The organism is Bacillus sp. MM2020_4, assembly GCF_011250555.1.
Classification (GTDB): domain Bacteria; phylum Bacillota; class Bacilli; order Bacillales; family Cytobacillaceae; genus Neobacillus.
Genome location: NZ_JAANMZ010000005.1, coordinates 170,738 through 186,660, shown reverse-complemented (window position 1 = coordinate 186,660; position 15,923 = coordinate 170,738). Strand labels below are relative to the sequence as shown.

At 37.9% G+C, this 15,923-nt stretch carries 16 protein-coding genes; 8 read left to right on the top strand and 8 right to left on the bottom strand.

Features of this window, described 5'->3' with window-relative positions; translation table 11 throughout:
• The first annotated feature begins 231 nt into the window (after positions 1–231).
• Together G6554_RS06865 and G6554_RS06860 are read left to right on the top strand one after the other, a co-directional pair.
• Positions 232–420, top strand: a complete 189-nt coding sequence (locus G6554_RS06865; protein WP_166240074.1) for a hypothetical protein — start codon at positions 232–234, stop codon at positions 418–420.
• Positions 421–533: 113 nt separating this feature from the next.
• Positions 534–713 (top strand): H-type small acid-soluble spore protein, encoded by a 180-nt coding sequence (locus G6554_RS06860; RefSeq protein ID WP_166240072.1) that lies wholly within the window; start codon positions 534–536, stop codon positions 711–713.
• Between the two features lie 72 nt (positions 714–785).
• Here the strand turns inward: G6554_RS06860 and G6554_RS06855 are convergent, their stop codons facing one another.
• Both G6554_RS06855 and G6554_RS06850 read right to left on the bottom strand, forming a co-directional pair.
• A complete protein-coding gene (locus tag G6554_RS06855; protein ID WP_166240069.1) occupies positions 786–2,087 on the bottom strand; it encodes an MFS transporter in 1,302 nt (433 codons plus the stop codon).
• Positions 2,088–2,301: 214 nt separating this feature from the next.
• The gene (locus G6554_RS06850; RefSeq protein WP_166240067.1) at positions 2,302–3,804 is read right to left on the bottom strand and encodes a NarK/NasA family nitrate transporter; all 1,503 of its coding nucleotides are present in this window, start codon (positions 3,802–3,804) and stop codon (positions 2,302–2,304) included.
• A gap of 278 nt (positions 3,805–4,082) precedes the next feature.
• Between G6554_RS06850 and G6554_RS06845 the strand changes: the two genes are divergently transcribed.
• Positions 4,083–5,420, top strand: a complete 1,338-nt coding sequence (locus G6554_RS06845) for a TrkH family potassium uptake protein (protein ID WP_166240065.1) — start codon at positions 4,083–4,085, stop codon at positions 5,418–5,420.
• Between the two features lie 29 nt (positions 5,421–5,449).
• Positions 5,450–6,103, top strand: a complete 654-nt coding sequence (locus G6554_RS06840) for a potassium channel family protein (protein ID WP_166240063.1) — start codon at positions 5,450–5,452, stop codon at positions 6,101–6,103.
• 56 nt (positions 6,104–6,159) lie between these two features.
• Here the strand turns inward: G6554_RS06840 and fdhF are convergent, their stop codons facing one another.
• Together fdhF and G6554_RS06825 are read right to left on the bottom strand one after the other, a co-directional pair.
• Entirely contained in the window at positions 6,160–8,223 is a 2,064-nt protein-coding gene (gene fdhF, locus G6554_RS25685; RefSeq protein WP_347564282.1) for a formate dehydrogenase subunit alpha, read from the bottom strand.
• 137 nt (positions 8,224–8,360) lie between these two features.
• Positions 8,361–10,511 carry a PAS domain S-box protein gene (locus G6554_RS06825; RefSeq protein WP_166240057.1) on the bottom strand — a complete coding sequence of 717 codons (2,151 nt, stop codon included), beginning with the start codon at positions 10,509–10,511 and terminating at the stop codon, positions 8,361–8,363.
• A 259-nt stretch (positions 10,512–10,770) separates the two neighbouring features.
• Here G6554_RS06825 and yhfH point away from each other — a divergent pair, with 259 nt between their 5' ends.
• Together yhfH and G6554_RS06815 are read left to right on the top strand one after the other, a co-directional pair.
• Entirely contained in the window at positions 10,771–10,905 is a 135-nt protein-coding gene (gene yhfH, locus G6554_RS06820; protein ID WP_149870597.1) for a protein YhfH, read from the top strand.
• A 128-nt stretch (positions 10,906–11,033) separates the two neighbouring features.
• Positions 11,034–11,219, top strand: coding sequence for a hypothetical protein (locus G6554_RS06815; protein ID WP_166240056.1), 186 nt, complete (start codon positions 11,034–11,036; stop codon positions 11,217–11,219).
• 59 nt (positions 11,220–11,278) lie between these two features.
• On the opposite strand, the gene G6554_RS06810 is transcribed toward G6554_RS06815, so the two are convergent.
• Positions 11,279–11,497, bottom strand: a complete 219-nt coding sequence (locus tag G6554_RS06810; RefSeq protein WP_207627537.1) for a cold-inducible protein YdjO-related protein — start codon at positions 11,495–11,497, stop codon at positions 11,279–11,281.
• Positions 11,498–11,551: 54 nt separating this feature from the next.
• On the opposite strand from G6554_RS06810, the gene G6554_RS06805 reads away from it, so the two are divergent.
• A complete protein-coding gene (locus G6554_RS06805; protein WP_166240054.1) occupies positions 11,552–11,689 on the top strand; it encodes a hypothetical protein in 138 nt (45 codons plus the stop codon).
• Between the two features lie 40 nt (positions 11,690–11,729).
• On the opposite strand, the gene G6554_RS06800 is transcribed toward G6554_RS06805, so the two are convergent.
• The 3 genes from G6554_RS06800 to G6554_RS06790 form a co-directional block, all read right to left on the bottom strand.
• Positions 11,730–13,655, bottom strand: a complete 1,926-nt coding sequence (locus G6554_RS06800) for an endonuclease MutS2 (RefSeq protein ID WP_166240052.1) — start codon at positions 13,653–13,655, stop codon at positions 11,730–11,732.
• 420 nt (positions 13,656–14,075) lie between these two features.
• On the bottom strand, positions 14,076–14,753 hold the full coding sequence (locus G6554_RS06795; RefSeq protein WP_166240050.1) for an LrgB family protein: 678 nt from the start codon (positions 14,751–14,753) through the stop codon (positions 14,076–14,078).
• Entirely contained in the window at positions 14,737–15,129 is a 393-nt protein-coding gene (locus G6554_RS06790; protein WP_166240048.1) for a CidA/LrgA family protein, read from the bottom strand. The genes G6554_RS06795 and G6554_RS06790 overlap by 17 nt, the downstream gene beginning before the upstream one ends.
• 163 nt (positions 15,130–15,292) lie before the next feature.
• Here G6554_RS06790 and G6554_RS06785 point away from each other — a divergent pair, with 163 nt between their 5' ends.
• Complete coding sequence (locus G6554_RS06785; RefSeq protein WP_166240046.1) at positions 15,293–15,895, top strand: SCO family protein; 603 nt, start codon at positions 15,293–15,295, stop codon at positions 15,893–15,895.
• The last annotated feature ends 28 nt before the right edge of the window (positions 15,896–15,923 follow it).

Sequence of the window (15,923 nt, the reverse complement as noted above, 5' to 3'; positions counted from 1 at the left end):
ATATAAGACGGATTAGAAAATAAATAGTTTCATATTTTTTATTTTCTACTTCTACGTAATTTCCAGCTACATCCAAATCAAAATTACATTTCTACCTATCATATACTTGAAACAAGGATGGTGCAATGTGAATTTTGACTTATCTTTTCGAAGTCTCTGTGAATAATTTTATCATAAATGGAAATCCTAACCCCAAAAGACATAACAATGAAATGAAAAGAGGAATCCTTTATGCCTAGAATTAGGCCTGATTTTACCAATAGTCCTTATTTTGTGGATGAACCCGGCAATTGGCATTTAAAACCTGATGCTCCTAAAGAACTGCAAATGGAGTTAGCAAATTATTTGGCAAACCTTGAAAGTATTGACGAACCTGGAACCGTAAATGGTGTCCGGATTCAATTTCATGATGATTGGTAACACACATATATAATAGAAGAAAGCGGTTACAATGGATAAAAAATCAACCCATTTGTATGAAAAAACCATTCAATACAAAGAATAAACTGACTATCTTCTTAGGAGTGAAAACAATGAATGTTAACCGCGTTAAACAAATTTTATCCTCGACAGCAGATATTGAAGTAAAATACAATGGGACCTCTGTATGGATTGACCAATTAAATGAAGATGGGAAAACGGCAACAGTTCATTTGCGGGGTCCACTTGAAGAACGAACGACTGTTGAAATCGGTGAACTACTAGAAGATTAATTGTTCCATTTCTTCATAAATAAAAGGCAGGATAAATTCCTGCCTTTTTTACAATATCTAAGTGGGCGGAAATCATCCAACCTGTTTTGCCAATTGTTTTGCACCAGTTGCTTTCTTTTGATAGAAGAACCAGTTAAGTCCAAATGCGATAACGTAAAATCCAATAAAGAAATAGAAAGCAGTGACTGGTGTTCCAGTAGCATTTACTGACCATCCGAAAAGCTTCGGAATGAAGAATGAGCCATATGCCGCAAATGCTGCTGAAAATCCGATTACTGGTGCTGCTTCTTTTGGAATAAAAATAGTCGGAATCATTTGGAATGTTGATCCAGAACCAATACCTGATGCTAAGAATAAAACTAAGAAAGCAATTAAGAATCCCGCAAATTGTTTCCCATTCAAGAAGTAAATAACTCCTGTTGCTCCTACTCCCATGATCACTAATACATATGCCGTTACTCTAGCACCACCCAGTTTGTCAGCCATCCATCCACCTACAGGTCTTGCCGCTGCTGCTACCAATGCACCAAGGAAGGCAAGGGAGATATGCTCCGGAAATTGAGATTTTAGTAACAGCGGGAATGCCGCAGAATATCCAATAAATGAACCAAATGTCGCTACATAAAGTGCTGTCATAATCCACGTATGTTTCCTTTTTACAATCACAAATTGGTCTGCAACGGTTTGTTTTGCTCCTGGAACGTTATCCATTTTAAAGAACGCAAGTAATGTCATAATCACAATTGGAATCACCCAAATGAAAGCAGCGTTTTGTAACCAAACTTCCTGTCCGTTTGCTAAAACTTGTTTGCCGCCAACTAATGCGAAAGTTCCTGAAGTTACAATTAATGGTGTAACGAATTGTACAACAGAGACACCCATGTTTCCTAAGCCGCCGTTAATTCCAAGTGCTGTTCCTTTTTCCTTTTTAGGAAAGAAGAAGCTGATATTGGCTGATGAAGATGAAAAGTTTCCGCCGCCTAAACCGCAAAGGGCTGCAAGTAATAGCATGATAGAAAATGGTGTTTCGGGATTTTGAACAGCAAAACCAATACCAATTGCCGGTATCGCAAGCACGGCTGTTGAAATGACTGTAAAAGTCTTTCCACCCATTGACCCGGCAGCGAACGTATAGACAAAACGAAGGGTTGCACCCACAAGACCAGGGATAGCAGCAAGTGTAAATAATTGTTCTTCGGTAAAGTGGAACCCAATATCGTTAAGTCTAACTGCAACAACGGACCAAATTTGCCAAACGATAAATGCTAGCATCAAAGATGGTACGGAGATCCAAAGATTTCGTCTTGCATGTTTTTTTCCTTCAGCTTTCCAGAACTTTTCATCTTCTGGATTCCAATAATTAATACGTGCCATAAATTTCTCCCCCAATATGGTTGTGTAAATGATATTTTGATTTATTAGTTGTTGTTGATGATGTTAATATAAACCACATGGTAACATGATTTTTGTGACGTTCGTCACAAAAATAGTGAAGGAACTGTGAACACAAAGGGATTGTCAAAAAGTCGACAAATTCTATTTTTGACATAAAAAAGGGACCTTCGATTTTGAAGGTCCCACATGTCATTTATTCCTTAGAACGGTCATTCTCTTCGTAAAACATTCCTACATAATTTTTTATTTCCCCTGCATCATCCTTGATGGCTGTAATGGTTAACCATTCTTTATAAATCTCATTATTTTTTCGTTTGTTCCAAATATACCCTTCCCAAATTCCGTTTGATTTAAGACTCGCCCACATGTTTTTATAAAAGTCATTATCATGTTCACCGGATTGCAGGACACTCGGTGTTTTACCAATTACCTCTTCCTTACTATAACCTGTGATCTTTGTAAACGCCGGGTTGATGCTCTGAATGATTCCGTTTATATCGGTCACACAGATACCATCCACTGCGTAGTTCACAATTTTAGCGGAAATATCAAGCTTTTCTTGATAATAAAGCCAAACAACGATTACTAAACTTGCCAACGAGAATTCGGATAGCGACATAAAACCAATCGCGTAATGTCCAGTCCAATTAAACAGAATTGTTAAGATGATTGGCGGGAAAAACCCCCCCAGACCTCCCATTGCTGCAACAATACCATTGACAATCCCTGCTTGCTTTGAAAAATAAAATGGAACTAGCTTAAAAATGGCTCCATTACCAATCCCTGCGAAGAAAGCAACCAATAAACATCCAAATGAATAGATCGGCAAAGATGGTGTGAATGAAAGTAGGAACCCTGCAAAGGTTAAACTAAAAAAGACAGCCATAAGGATAAGAAAAGGGTTGATTTTATCGCCAAGCCACCCCCCTACAGGTCTGAAAAAAGTAGCCAAGGCAATAAAACCAGCAGTACGTAAGCCTGCATCTACCTTATCTAATTCAAAGTGATTGACTAAAAAAGAAGGTAAATAAATCGTAAAGGCAACAAAGGAACCAAATGTGATGAAGTAAAATAAACTTAAAAACCAAAGTTTCGGATTTTTGTATACTTCTTTTATTACCTCTTTTGCTGAGTTATTTACTTTGTGTTCTTTTTTATCTCCTAATAGGAAATTAATAATAGCGAATATCAGGACAATAATTAAAAATATTTGAATCGTCGTCCTCCAACCAAAGGAATTAGCTAACACAGGTGTTGCAAATGATGTGATGGCCGTTCCAATATTACCTGCACCATATATTCCATTTATAAAGCCATGCTTTTCTTTAGGATAGTATTTCGGTAATGAGGTGACCCCAATCGAAAAGACTGCTCCGCCAATTCCAAGCAGAAATCCTCCTAAAATCAACATAAGGATTGAATTTGCAAAGCTTAAAAGTGCGATTGGTACCAACAAAATAATAAAACTAATCGTAAATAAAATTCTAGCTCCAAACCGATTGGCCCAAAAACCAATTGGTACCCGTAGCAATGACCCTAAAATGACGGGTACAGCCGTTGCCCATGCAATTTGAGTTGACGATAAGGGGATATCCTCCTTAATAAAAGGCATTAATGAAGAAATAAGCACCCAAACCATAAAGCCAGCAACAAGACTTCCCGTTTGAATAATGAGCTGTTTTGTTCCTTGTTTCATATTCATCCTCCTCGTTCCCATTCCTTTTACTATACCCTCAGATGAACCGTTATATATTTACAGAATAAAACCATTACATGGGAAATTTTTCTTAATGTATTATAGAACACAATTCATTTTAAAACTGTGAGGTATGGTACAAAAATAAAAATAATTTATTTACATAATTTAAATGCAGTAGTATATTTTTCCTGTAATAAGTATTCTAACATGTTGGCATTGTAACTATACAGTGGATTTTTTTGTTAAAAGTCAAAAATAGAATAGGGAGAAAAACGATGCATCAGAAAAAGGACTTTCTTGATCCCCCCAAGATTCTTGTACTTGGATTTGCCGCCATTATTTTAGTAGGATCAATTCTATTAACTCTCCCTGTTTCAACAACCAATGGTCAAGGCCTTACATTAGTAAACGCCATTTTCACAGCCACATCCGCCACATGTGTCACTGGACTAGTGGTCGTTGATACAGGTACCACATTTACGTTATTTGGCCAATTAGTTATTTTGTTTATGATTCAAATTGGCGGGCTCGGGTTTATGACGTTTGCCACATTATTTGCCTTTTTATTAGGCAAAAGAATTTCCTTAAAGGAAAGAATTTTACTTCAGGAATCTTTAAATAATATATCGATAGAAGGGATTGTCAAGTTAGCAAGACGAATATTAATTTTTACCGGTGTCATTGAATTGATCGGTGCAACCCTATTATCTATCCGTTTTTCCTTTGATATGTCACTGGGAAAAGCGATTTATTTTGGTATTTTTCACGCAATTTCTAACTTTAACAATGCAGGATTTGATTTAATGGGTAAATATCACAGTCTTACTAGCTATGTAGACGATCCGACAGTCACATTAACGGTTAGTTCGTTAATCATAATCGGAGGGATTGGCTTTATTGTCATGAATGAGCTATTTGAATATCGAAGCTCAAAGCGATTATCTTTGCATACCAAGATGGTTCTGGCAACAAGTTTAATTTTACTAGCAGTTGGTACAGCAGGTATTTTCCTTCTGGAATATTCAAATAGATTGACACTAAAACCATTAACCTTTTCAGGGAAAATTCTTGGGGCATTATTTCAATCCGTTACCGCGAGAACTGCAGGGGCAAATACATTAAATATTGGAGATTTAACGCAAGCCTCACTATTATTAATCATTCTTCTGATGTTTGTCGGTGCTTCTCCAGGATCCACCGGAGGCGGGATTAAGACTACTACATTTGCTACATTGATGGGTGCCGTCTGGTCGCAAATTCGTGGGAAAGACGACGTCATTTTTTATCGGCAGCGGATTGCATATGAAACGATCTATAAGGCATTGACGGTGACCTTTAGCGGCTTGTTTCTAGTCATGCTCATGACACTTATTTTAACAGTATCAGAACATGGGAAAGATTTTTTAGCCATTATCTTTGAGGTCACATCGGCATTTGCAACCGTCGGGCTTTCGATGGGATTGACACCTGAATTGTCACCAATTGGGAAGGCGATGATTATTCTTACCATGTTTGCTGGAAGGGTTGGGCCATTAACGATTGCCTTTGCAGTGACAATGCGCAGAAACCCTGATGCTTTCCGTTATCCTAAAGGAAAAATCATGATCGGGTAGGTTATTTCATCAAGGAGGATTTAGGAACTATGGCTAATCAATACGCGGTTATTGGTTTAGGAAGATTTGGGCTTAGCATTGCCAATAAGTTATATGAATCCGGTCAGGAGGTTCTGGGCTTGGATGTGAATGAGGAACGGGTTGAAGAGTCACATCCATTTGCCACACATTCCGTTATTGCTGATTCCACCGATGCAGAAGCACTAAAATCGATCGGGATACGTAATTTTGATACTGTGATTGTAGCAATTGGGAATGATATACAAGCTAGCATCCTTACTGTATTACTACTTAAAGAACTCGGGGTAAAGAATGTGATCGCAAAAGCAATCAACAAACTCCATGGTCAAGTATTAAAAAAGGTTGGTGCAGATTGGGTTGTGTTTCCTGAGCGGGATATGGGAATCCGCGTTGCCCATCAGCTATTATCACCACATGTCTTGAATTTCATTGAGATTTCAAAAAATTATAGTGTGGAGGAAGTGAAAATTCCGGATCGGATGAGGGAAAAAACTTTACGAGAACTAGACTTACGGGCTAGGTTTAATCTTAGTGTCATCGCGATACGTCATAACGACGACATCCATATCTCCCCTTCACCAGATGAGAAAATAAATTATGGTGATGTATTGGTAGTCATAGGCGAAAATCGAGACCTTGCGAAATTTGCAAATCTCCATTAGATGCGAAAAAACACACTTCTTTATAATACTAGAAGTGTGTTTTGAACTAATCACTACTAATTAGTAACCTTTGAAATAGCAACCGCACATGCTTTATATTCTGCTGTCCCGGAAATAGGGTCATATTCATTTAATGTTAACACGTTTGTAGGTGTTTCACTCCAATGGAAACTCATAAAGACAAGGCCTGGGACCACTTGTTCAGTAACCTTTGCCTTCACCTCAAGCTCCCCTCTACGGGAACGAACCTGTACTACTTCCCCATCCGTTATCCCAAGTGCCGATGCATCATCTGGATGGATATCAACCGTTTCTTCTGTTTGTTTCACTTTAACTCCTGAAGCATAGTGGCGTGTTTGTGTATGTGTATTATAGGACTCATAGCGCCGTCCCGTAGTTAACGTAAATGGGTATTCAACATCAGGCAATTCTAATGGCTCCGTATAATCTACTGGGACAAATGGAGACTTTTTCACGACCGGAAGTTGGTTATGAAAACGTTCATGCATGATGAATGTTCCCGGATGGTTTACATCCGGACATGGATAATGGATGCTATATTCTTTTTCAAGCCGCTCATATGAGATACCGCCATACATCTCCCAGGCAAGCTTTCTCACTTCATTCCAGATTTCTTCACTATTATTATAGTGCATCGGGTAGCCCATTAAAGTAGATAGCTCACTCAGAATGACCCAATCTTCTTTCGTATTTGGATGGGCATCAACAGCCTTACGGACAAGTTGAATTCTTCGGTCCGTATTCGTATACGTACCATCGACCTCTCCCCATGAACGGGCAGGCAGGACAACATCAGCCATTTTTGCTGTTTCAGTCATAAAAATATCCTGGACGATTAACAAATCAAGCATGTCGAAAAGCTTTTTTGTATGATTCATATTTACGTCTGCAAGGAGCGGGTTTTCTCCAATTATATAGAGAGCCTTAAGCTCGCCCATTTCCAACCGATCGAAGGTACGGGTTTGGGTATCACCCGCTTGCGGATTGAGTTCTACTCTCCATTCCTTTTCATAACGGGCACGGAATTCCTCATTCGCTAAGCTCATTGCTCCTGTTAATTGGTTAGGAAGACAACCCATATCGCCTGCTCCTTGGACATTATTTTGACCTCTGAGTGGCATGATTCCTGTCCCTTCCTTTCCAATATTCCCGGTTAATAAGGCAAGATTGGCAATATCAAACACATTGTTTACTCCGCAATGATGCTCTGTAATCCCAAGTGTATATGCAATCATCGAGCCGCTAGATGTGGCGTACTCTCGCGCTGTAGCAACAATATCTTCGGCACTTACACCAGTAATCGAGGCTGCATATTCTGGTGAATACGATTCTACTTGTTTTTCTAACCGATCAAAATCAATCGTAAACTGCTCGATAAAGGCATGATCGTATAGATTCTCCTTCAGAATAACATGGATAAAAGCATTAATTAAGGCAATATCTGAACCGACATTAATCTGTAAATGGCGATGGGCCACCTTCACCATATCTATTTTTCTAGGATCAATGACAATTATTTTGAGTCCTGATTTTACTGCCTTTTTCATACGGTTCGCAATAATCGGATGGGATTCAGTCGTATTTGAACCCATTAAAAGCAATACTTCGGCCTTATCAAAATCTTCAAGAGTATTTGTAGGGAAACCGCTTCCAAAAACAGTTGCCAGACCGGCAACGCTAGGTGCATGTCACGTTCGGTTACAGCCATCAATATTATTACTGTGGATAACCGTCCTCATAAACTTTTGGGTAATAAAATTGGATTCATTCGTACTTCGTGCGCAAGCAAACATGCTAATCGCATTAGAACCCCATTTCGTCTTGATCCCCGTTAATTTTTCAGCAATAAATTCATAGGCCTCTTTCCAGGTGGCTTCAACCAGCTGACCGGCTTTACGAATAAGCGGTGATGTTAATCTATTATTAGCATGGACATACTCATAGGCAAATGCACCTTTTACACATGTCTGCCCTTTGTTCACTGTCGCTTCTTTATCGCCACGGATTTTTATAATTTTGTTGTCCTTCACTTCTACGATCAAGCCGCAGCCAGTACCACAGTATCCACAGATTGTTTTTACCAAACTTGCTTCACCCACTATTTTCCCTCCCTAAAATAACCTTACTTACTATCTATATAATAATATTAATCTATTTATTGCGTTTAAAGGCTCCTTTTGTTCAAAAAATTATGTCTTTTTTTCAAAAAAATAAAAACGAGGGAAAATCCCTCGTTTTAAGCAATCTTTGTGGGTAATACTATATTGAAGGTTGTTCCTTTATTTGGCTCACTTTCAACAAATACTTTCCCATTATGACTTTCAATAATTTTAAAACTAACCATTAATCCTAGACCATTTCCATTACGCTTCGTAGTGTAAAACGGTTCACCTAGCTTCTGCAATTTATCTTTCGGGATCCCGACCCCTGAGTCCTGAATTGAAATTTGCACATTGTTATCCTGTATCACCGTTTTCACAAGTAAGTCTCCGCCATTTGGCATCGCTTCGATTCCGTTTTTAATAAAGTTTAGGAAAACTTGCTTTAATCTGTTCTCATCACATTCAATTTGAATAATTTCATGATTACAATTAAAGGATAAGCGAACATTCTTCTTTCTTGCTTCAAATTCAAGCAGTGACACCACGTTTCTTATCACCGGAACAACATTCTTTTCCTCTAATTCAACTGCCTTTGGTTTCGCTAACACCATAAAATCCTCAACAATCGTATTAACCCGGTCAATTTCATCAAGAATGATATTTAAAAACTCCATCCGTTCTGGATCTTTTTCATCTAACTGTAAAAATTCGGTATACCCTTTCATCGATGTAAGTGGATTGCGTATTTCATGAGCGACCCCCGCAGCCAATTGACCCACGGCAGCAAGCTTATCTTGGCGATGGAGTACCTCTTCAGTTTTCTTCCGTTCTGTAATATCATTTCGAATGGCAAGATACTGGTATGGTTTGGCCTGATCATTTAAAAATGGAACGATCGTCGTATCTACCCAATAATAGGTTCCATCTTTGGCCTTATTCCTAATTTCCCCTTTCCAAACATTCCCCTCACCGATTGTTTTCCAAAGGTTCTTGAAAAAGTCCTTCGGGTGATAGCCTGAATTTAGGATTCTATGGTCCATACCAAGGATTTCTTCGCGGCTGTATTTTGAAATTTCACAGAATTTTTCATTTACACTGGTAATTTTCCCTCTGGCATCCGTAAATGCAACAATCGACGATTGATCAAGAGCAAATTTGATATCTACATTTTCTTTGATGGTTTCTCTTAGATTTTCTTCAGCTTTTTTTCGCTTAGAGATATCCGAGCGAATAGCAATATATTGGACAGGTTTACCTTTTTTATTTAAAAAAGGGACAATCGTAGTATCCACCCAATAAAAGGAACCGTCCTTCGCTTTATTTCGGATTTCCCCGCGCCAAATCTGACCAGCCTGTATCGTTTTCCATAACTGTTGAAAGAATTCCTTTGGATGATACCCTGAGTTTAATATCCTGTGGTTTTTGCCAATAATCTCTTCTTTTTGATACTTGGATATCTCCTCAAATTTATCATTTACAAAGGAAATGTTCCCATACCGGTCAGTAATTGCTACAATAGTCGATGCATCCAGTGCAGCCTTTATATCCTTTAGATTGGTATCGGTTGCAGCTAATTGTTTACTAATCAACATACTCGAAATAATGAGGCCGCCAGTGATTAAGACTGAAACAAATAACACCAAAAAGATAAAAAAGGGACTATCTGTGTTTGAGCTCTGTACCACCTCACTTGTGGTAGTTGCTGCCCGTTTTAATAGGAAATGGCCTTCAGTAATAGCCCCAGATATAATCAGCGCACTGACCGGTTTTAACCAAGACTGATGACCTTGTGAATAACTTGAAGAAAAAAGGATCCATAAAGAAAATAAAAATGAGCCAAAAATGACAAATACCGAAAAAAGCAGCAGCAATACGTTATACTTAATGCTTACGTCCATAGCATATAAACCGATTACTTGAATCGCTATGACGGCTAAGGTTAAAAATAAACTGCCAATAAGTAAATGCGGCAATTTAATCGTTTTTCCAAAAAGGGCCAAAAACGCCATACCGGTAAACGCAATACCGATAAAAATTGATAGAATTGTCAGTGGAATATGATAGCTGGCAAGCCGATTTGTATCTGCAGAAATGAGTGCCATAAAATTCATGACCCAAATTCCAATTCCCATGGATAATGAACCGCCAAGGAACAGAAGTCGTTTATTTTGGTTGGAAGACCTTATTAAAGTAAACATATCTAATGATGTATATGACGCCATAATGGTTAAACCAATAGCAATAACAATAAAGTACGGGTGAAACGTTCCTAGTAGTGCATTCATTAACCAGCATCCCTCCTGGTACACAATGATTCTACTATGATTGTAATGTAAAGTTTACGTGTATGGAAGAACTATTTGCTAAGCGCAATCATTTATTTTTAATAAGAACATTCATAGAGGTTTCGTGATAAAAGACTTATTTTTTAAAAAACTTTAGTTTTTTTTTAAAAAAGTCTACACATTTTTATTTTTTTTGTTTATACTGTACTATAACAAGAGGGAATAAAATAAACTGTATTACTAAAGGAGGAGTTTTAAAATGTTAATGAGTCCAGTTGAATTTTTCCGTAACCTACCAAAAAAGGAATGTCCAGAATGTGGTCAGCATATGGAGGAACAAGCCGAAAGTTACTTAATGGAATGTGATCGCTGCTTATCGAAAAGAGAAGAATAACGACCAAGGCTCTCCGGATTGCGGAGAGCTTTTCTTCTGCTTTCAATTTATTTCCGTTTTGGAGATAAATCGCCAAGTATAAACCTTTTTCACTATGCAAATCCTTATATCTAAGGAGATGAAGTTGCATGGCTAAAAAGAAAGATTATTTAACACCGGCGGCTAAGGAACCAGAAGTGACGATAGAGAATGGGTCGATTTATCCAAATAAAAGGAATATTGCCGGGGATTCTGTTGATGAGCATAAGCTTCTCGAAGAAGCAAACAGCATTATTGCCGGGGATGAGATTCACCAGCAAAACGAAAATCTTTAAAAACCAAAAATAAAAAGACTGTCCCATTATGATGACAGTCTTTGATAACAGGATTCTTTTTAAATTTTAGGAAGCTCTCGTACTTCCTGCATCATTTCATTGCCACACATCGGGCACATTAAGTCATCTGCAACAAAATCCTTTCTCATCCAGCCTATACAGGAATTATCCATACAAGAATAGACTTCTGTTTCAACGAGTATGGTTTCAATTTCTTCATCTTTTGCTCTTCTGCCGTAAAAAATGGGAACCGCCTCCTTTATTTCTAGTATGTACAAAAAAAGGCATTTTCATTTCCACATATTTTTTTAACTTAGGGGGTAGAGAAAACAATGGCATTGAATCACAACCGATATACTAAAGCCGGTACAAATATCGAAGAAGTAAAGCGGCTAAACAGCCAATCTGGATTAAGCTATAATGAAGTAAAAAAATTGCTTGCGAAAAACTTTCTACAAAATAAACAGTAAAAACGGAACCCAAGAGACTCCGTTTTTACTCCAATTAAGCTTATTGATTGTAATCAATCGTAATCGTTTCATCGTGTCTTTTTGAAAGAAGTTTCCTCTTTTTTCTATTTTCTTTTGATTGAAAAATAATATCGAAATCATAATCATCAGGATACAGCTCGCAAGCGGCTATATAGAGTGTAATCCTTTTATGATTAATTAAGACCTTTTCTCCTTTTATTTGGACCATATAATTTCCATGCTGATCGGGCCCTGAATAGATAATTCCAAACTCATTTGCCGGCGATATTTTCACGTTGTCACCTTGGTGAAAAAGTGTAACTTTCATTTCTACTTTTGTCGTTTTATTTCGATGTTGATATTTATTAATTATTACCTGTTTCTCTTGGTCCCTTAGTTTCCAACCATCGGTGCTATCGCTTGTATATTGCTTCTCTTCCTTGTAAGTAATTCGGTGTGCTCTTTCGATGATTTTAGGATGGACACCGAGCTTTAAGGCAATCGCAAATGCTTGGCTTTCTCCCCCTCTGCCAATGTGTAAGCGGTAGGTCGGGCTCAGTGTGGTTAAATCAAATTCCATTGACCCATTGATAAAGCCCCGATGTGCTTCCGCAAACTCCTTAATCTCGCTATAATGTGTTGTTGCCAGAATGGTTGCTCCTTTTTCATAAAGTGTTTCTAAGATAGCTGTTGCAAGCCCCATTCCTTCTCCTGGATCTGTCCCTGATCCAAGTTCATCTAATAATGCTAATGTTCGATCATTCGTTTCTTTTAAAATTTCAATGATATTAACAATTCGAGAGCTAAAGGTACTTAAATTTTCGGTAATACTTTGTCCATCGCCTATATCCACTAAAATTCGTTCAAAAATGCCAAGGCAACTTTCTGCTGATGCAGGGATATGCAATCCGCATTGTACCATAAGGGTTAAGAGGCCAATGGTTTTGATGGTGACCGTTTTTCCGCCGGTATTTGGTCCTGTTATCACTAAGGCACGCTGTTCCTTTTCCAGCTTTACAGACAAAGGTACTGCTTTTACACCAAGAAGGGGATGCCTCGCTTCCATTAAATCGAATTCACCGGATTCATTGATCTTTACCCTATTGCCACTAATTGACCTACTATACTTGGCTTTGGCAAATATGAAATCATAATGAACCATGGTTTCAATCGCAAACCGAATCTGTTGTTCCTTTTCTTCGACAAGCCCTGTTAAATAGGTAAGCACCTTTTGCACCTCGACCTCCTCATCTGCAAACAGCCATGATAGTTGGTCTTGATATACTGAAATTTCTTCGGGCTCGATAAAAAGAGTTGAACCTGAGGCAGAGGTATCTAACACTGTTCCTTTTATTTTGTTTCGATATTCCTTCTTAATCGGAATGACATATCTTCCATTTCTTTGACTTACAACCAGCTCCTGTAAATAGGATTTATACTTATTCGATCTCGTCAACTGCAGTGTTTTTTCTTTTAGCCGTTCCTCTTGGATCGCGATTTGTTTCCTTATTTTTATTAATTCCTTGCTTGCATAATCATCGACGCAACCATTACGGATACAACGAATGATTTCATTTGCAAGTTCGGGTAATTCATCAATGCCCTTGACATAAGAGGACACACGTGGTGCATAAAATTCCTTATCCTTCATATATCTTCGCATTTTTCCACAGCAATCCAGGAAATCCGATAGTTTTGCCAACTGATCAGCCCTAAGCGCTACTCCTTTATTCATGTTATTTAGCAGGTGTTCCATCCCGTCTAACCCATGAACAGGGACGCTGGCACTCTTTTTCAAAATCTCAACTGCTTCAGACACCTCTTCAAGCCATGCTTCAATCTGCTTCATATTCGTTGATGGGGTAATCGAGCTGATTTTCTCTTTCCCTTCTTTTGTTAATGCAAAAGTAGCCATTATTTCAGAAATTTTATTAAAGTCCAATGTTTTAATAGTATGTTGATTCATTTTTTAGCCTCCTAAATAATATAAAAATAGCCGCAATGAACAATGTCATTGCGGCTAAAAATGATGAGCAGGGGTTTCCACTCATTCTCATACAAATATTTATCCAAAATAAAAACTGTCTACACGAGTGTACACAGCTACATTGGAAAAAGATGTATGCTTATGCGTGCCACATTGTTCTTAACTTTCATTCCATAGCTAAATAAACCCTACATTCCGTTAAAATGAAATGGGGGATGCCAAGAATGAAACGATCCAATTGTTTGGATTAGTTAAGAACGACACCTAACATAAAACATACTCCCTTATTAGAAAAGCGTAAGCGCCCCTAGGCGCTGAAGCTAGACACATTTAATAAATTTAGATTCATATTTAGAATATGGCAATTAGAAACATTTGTCAACTGGCCATCAAACTATTTTATACAATAAAACCAATAATAATCGGAATGATAAACGAGGTTAACACGGCTGCAATTCCCATCGCTGCGCCTGCTACAGCACCTTGGATCTCCCCCTCTTTAACCGCCTCGGCAGTACCGATACCATGTGCAATCGTTCCAATCGAAAGCCCCCTTGCAAATGGATGATTGATCTTACATACGCTCAAAAGTTTGGCCCCAAACATTGCGCCAATCATTCCCGTAATGATGACATATGCAGCAATTAGTGAGATATTTCCATGAATGATTCTTCCTATTTCCGTAGCAACCGGTACCGTAACTGATTTAACCGTGAAGGCACGGATGAACATCTCAGAAAGGTTCATCCATTTGGCTAATAGTATGGCAGATGTAATGGTGGTAACAATTCCGATTGACAACCCTACCAAAGCTGCCCAGAAGTATTTTTTGAACATGTTACGATTTTTATAGATGGGGACTGCGAGAGCAACGGTTGCCGGGCCCAGTAAATAGGTCATGATCATTTTTGCCGGCCTATATTCATCAAAAGAAATATTTGAAACCACTAATAAAAAAATAATGATCAATGTACTTAAAAATACGGGACTAGTTAATGGCGAAGAATATTTTTTTCCTAAGAAACGAGTCAATAAATACGCAGAAACGGTTAGGAGAATACTATAGAGCGTGATCATGATAGGTGACTTTTTCCTTCTCATTTTTCACAATAACGGTTTGGGTTACTTTCCCGGCAGATAACAAACCGATAAAAGCGCTAAAAATTAGAATAACCAAAAGCAACAAACCTTTCGCAGCAAAAATATCTCCTAGTGTCATGAGACCAACTGAAATCGGTATAAAAAAGAAACCTAGATGTTTTAACAGCCAAGCGGATACACATTCAATTTGTTCTAACTTAATGACACCAAGCCAAAGTAAAACGAATAAAAAAACAATGCCAATGACATTTCCGGGAATCGGCAAATGGAAGAACCGGACTACCCAATTCCCAAGCTGATAGATTACGATCAAAATAACCAATTGCATCGTAAATTTCCAAACCCTTTTCATCTTCCCTAACACCTATCTTCCTCAAAAAAATCTGATTTTTCAAAAATCACTAATAATAATCCAGTATAAATGAATAATCATTTTGGCGCATCCACTTTTGTTCACAAAATATCCATTTCTTTTTGCGGAAAACTTCTTTATCTTAGTTGTAGGAGGGTTTGTGATGAAAAAAATCTATCTAATTTGCAGTCTTGCTGTATTCCTGGGCATTGCAGGAGGAATCGCTTTTTTTCTTATTCGGGATGCAAATGCGGCAATTCCGGCAGATGTTTCATTGATTAACCAAAATGGGGATTCCTATCAATTTGGCAAAGATAAAACAAAATTAAAGCTAATTGAATTTATCTATACTCATTGTCCTGATGTTTGTCCTACCACCACCCAAAAAATGGTTAAATTAAAAAAGGATTTAGTTAAAAAAGGGGTTTATGGTAAGACTATCGAATTTGTCACCATCACCATTGATCCCTATCGTGACACCCCTGAAACCTTACAAGGATATAGAGAAGGATTTGGCATAAAAGATGATAAAAATTGGGTATTCTTAACCGGGGAAAAGCAAAACATGAAAAAGGCGCAAAAAGAAGTAAGGAAAGTGACGGATGCCCTGCAATTTCAATACAAGGATCCAGGGAACGGACAATTTGTCCACTCAACCTTCACCTATTTGGTAGATGAAAACAACAAATTTATTGCAAAGTTTCCAATGGGGGAAGAATTTAAAGAAAAAGCGGTGTACGATAAGATTATTGATAATATTAAGTAGATGCGGAAGCATAAAAAAAGCGGTTAGT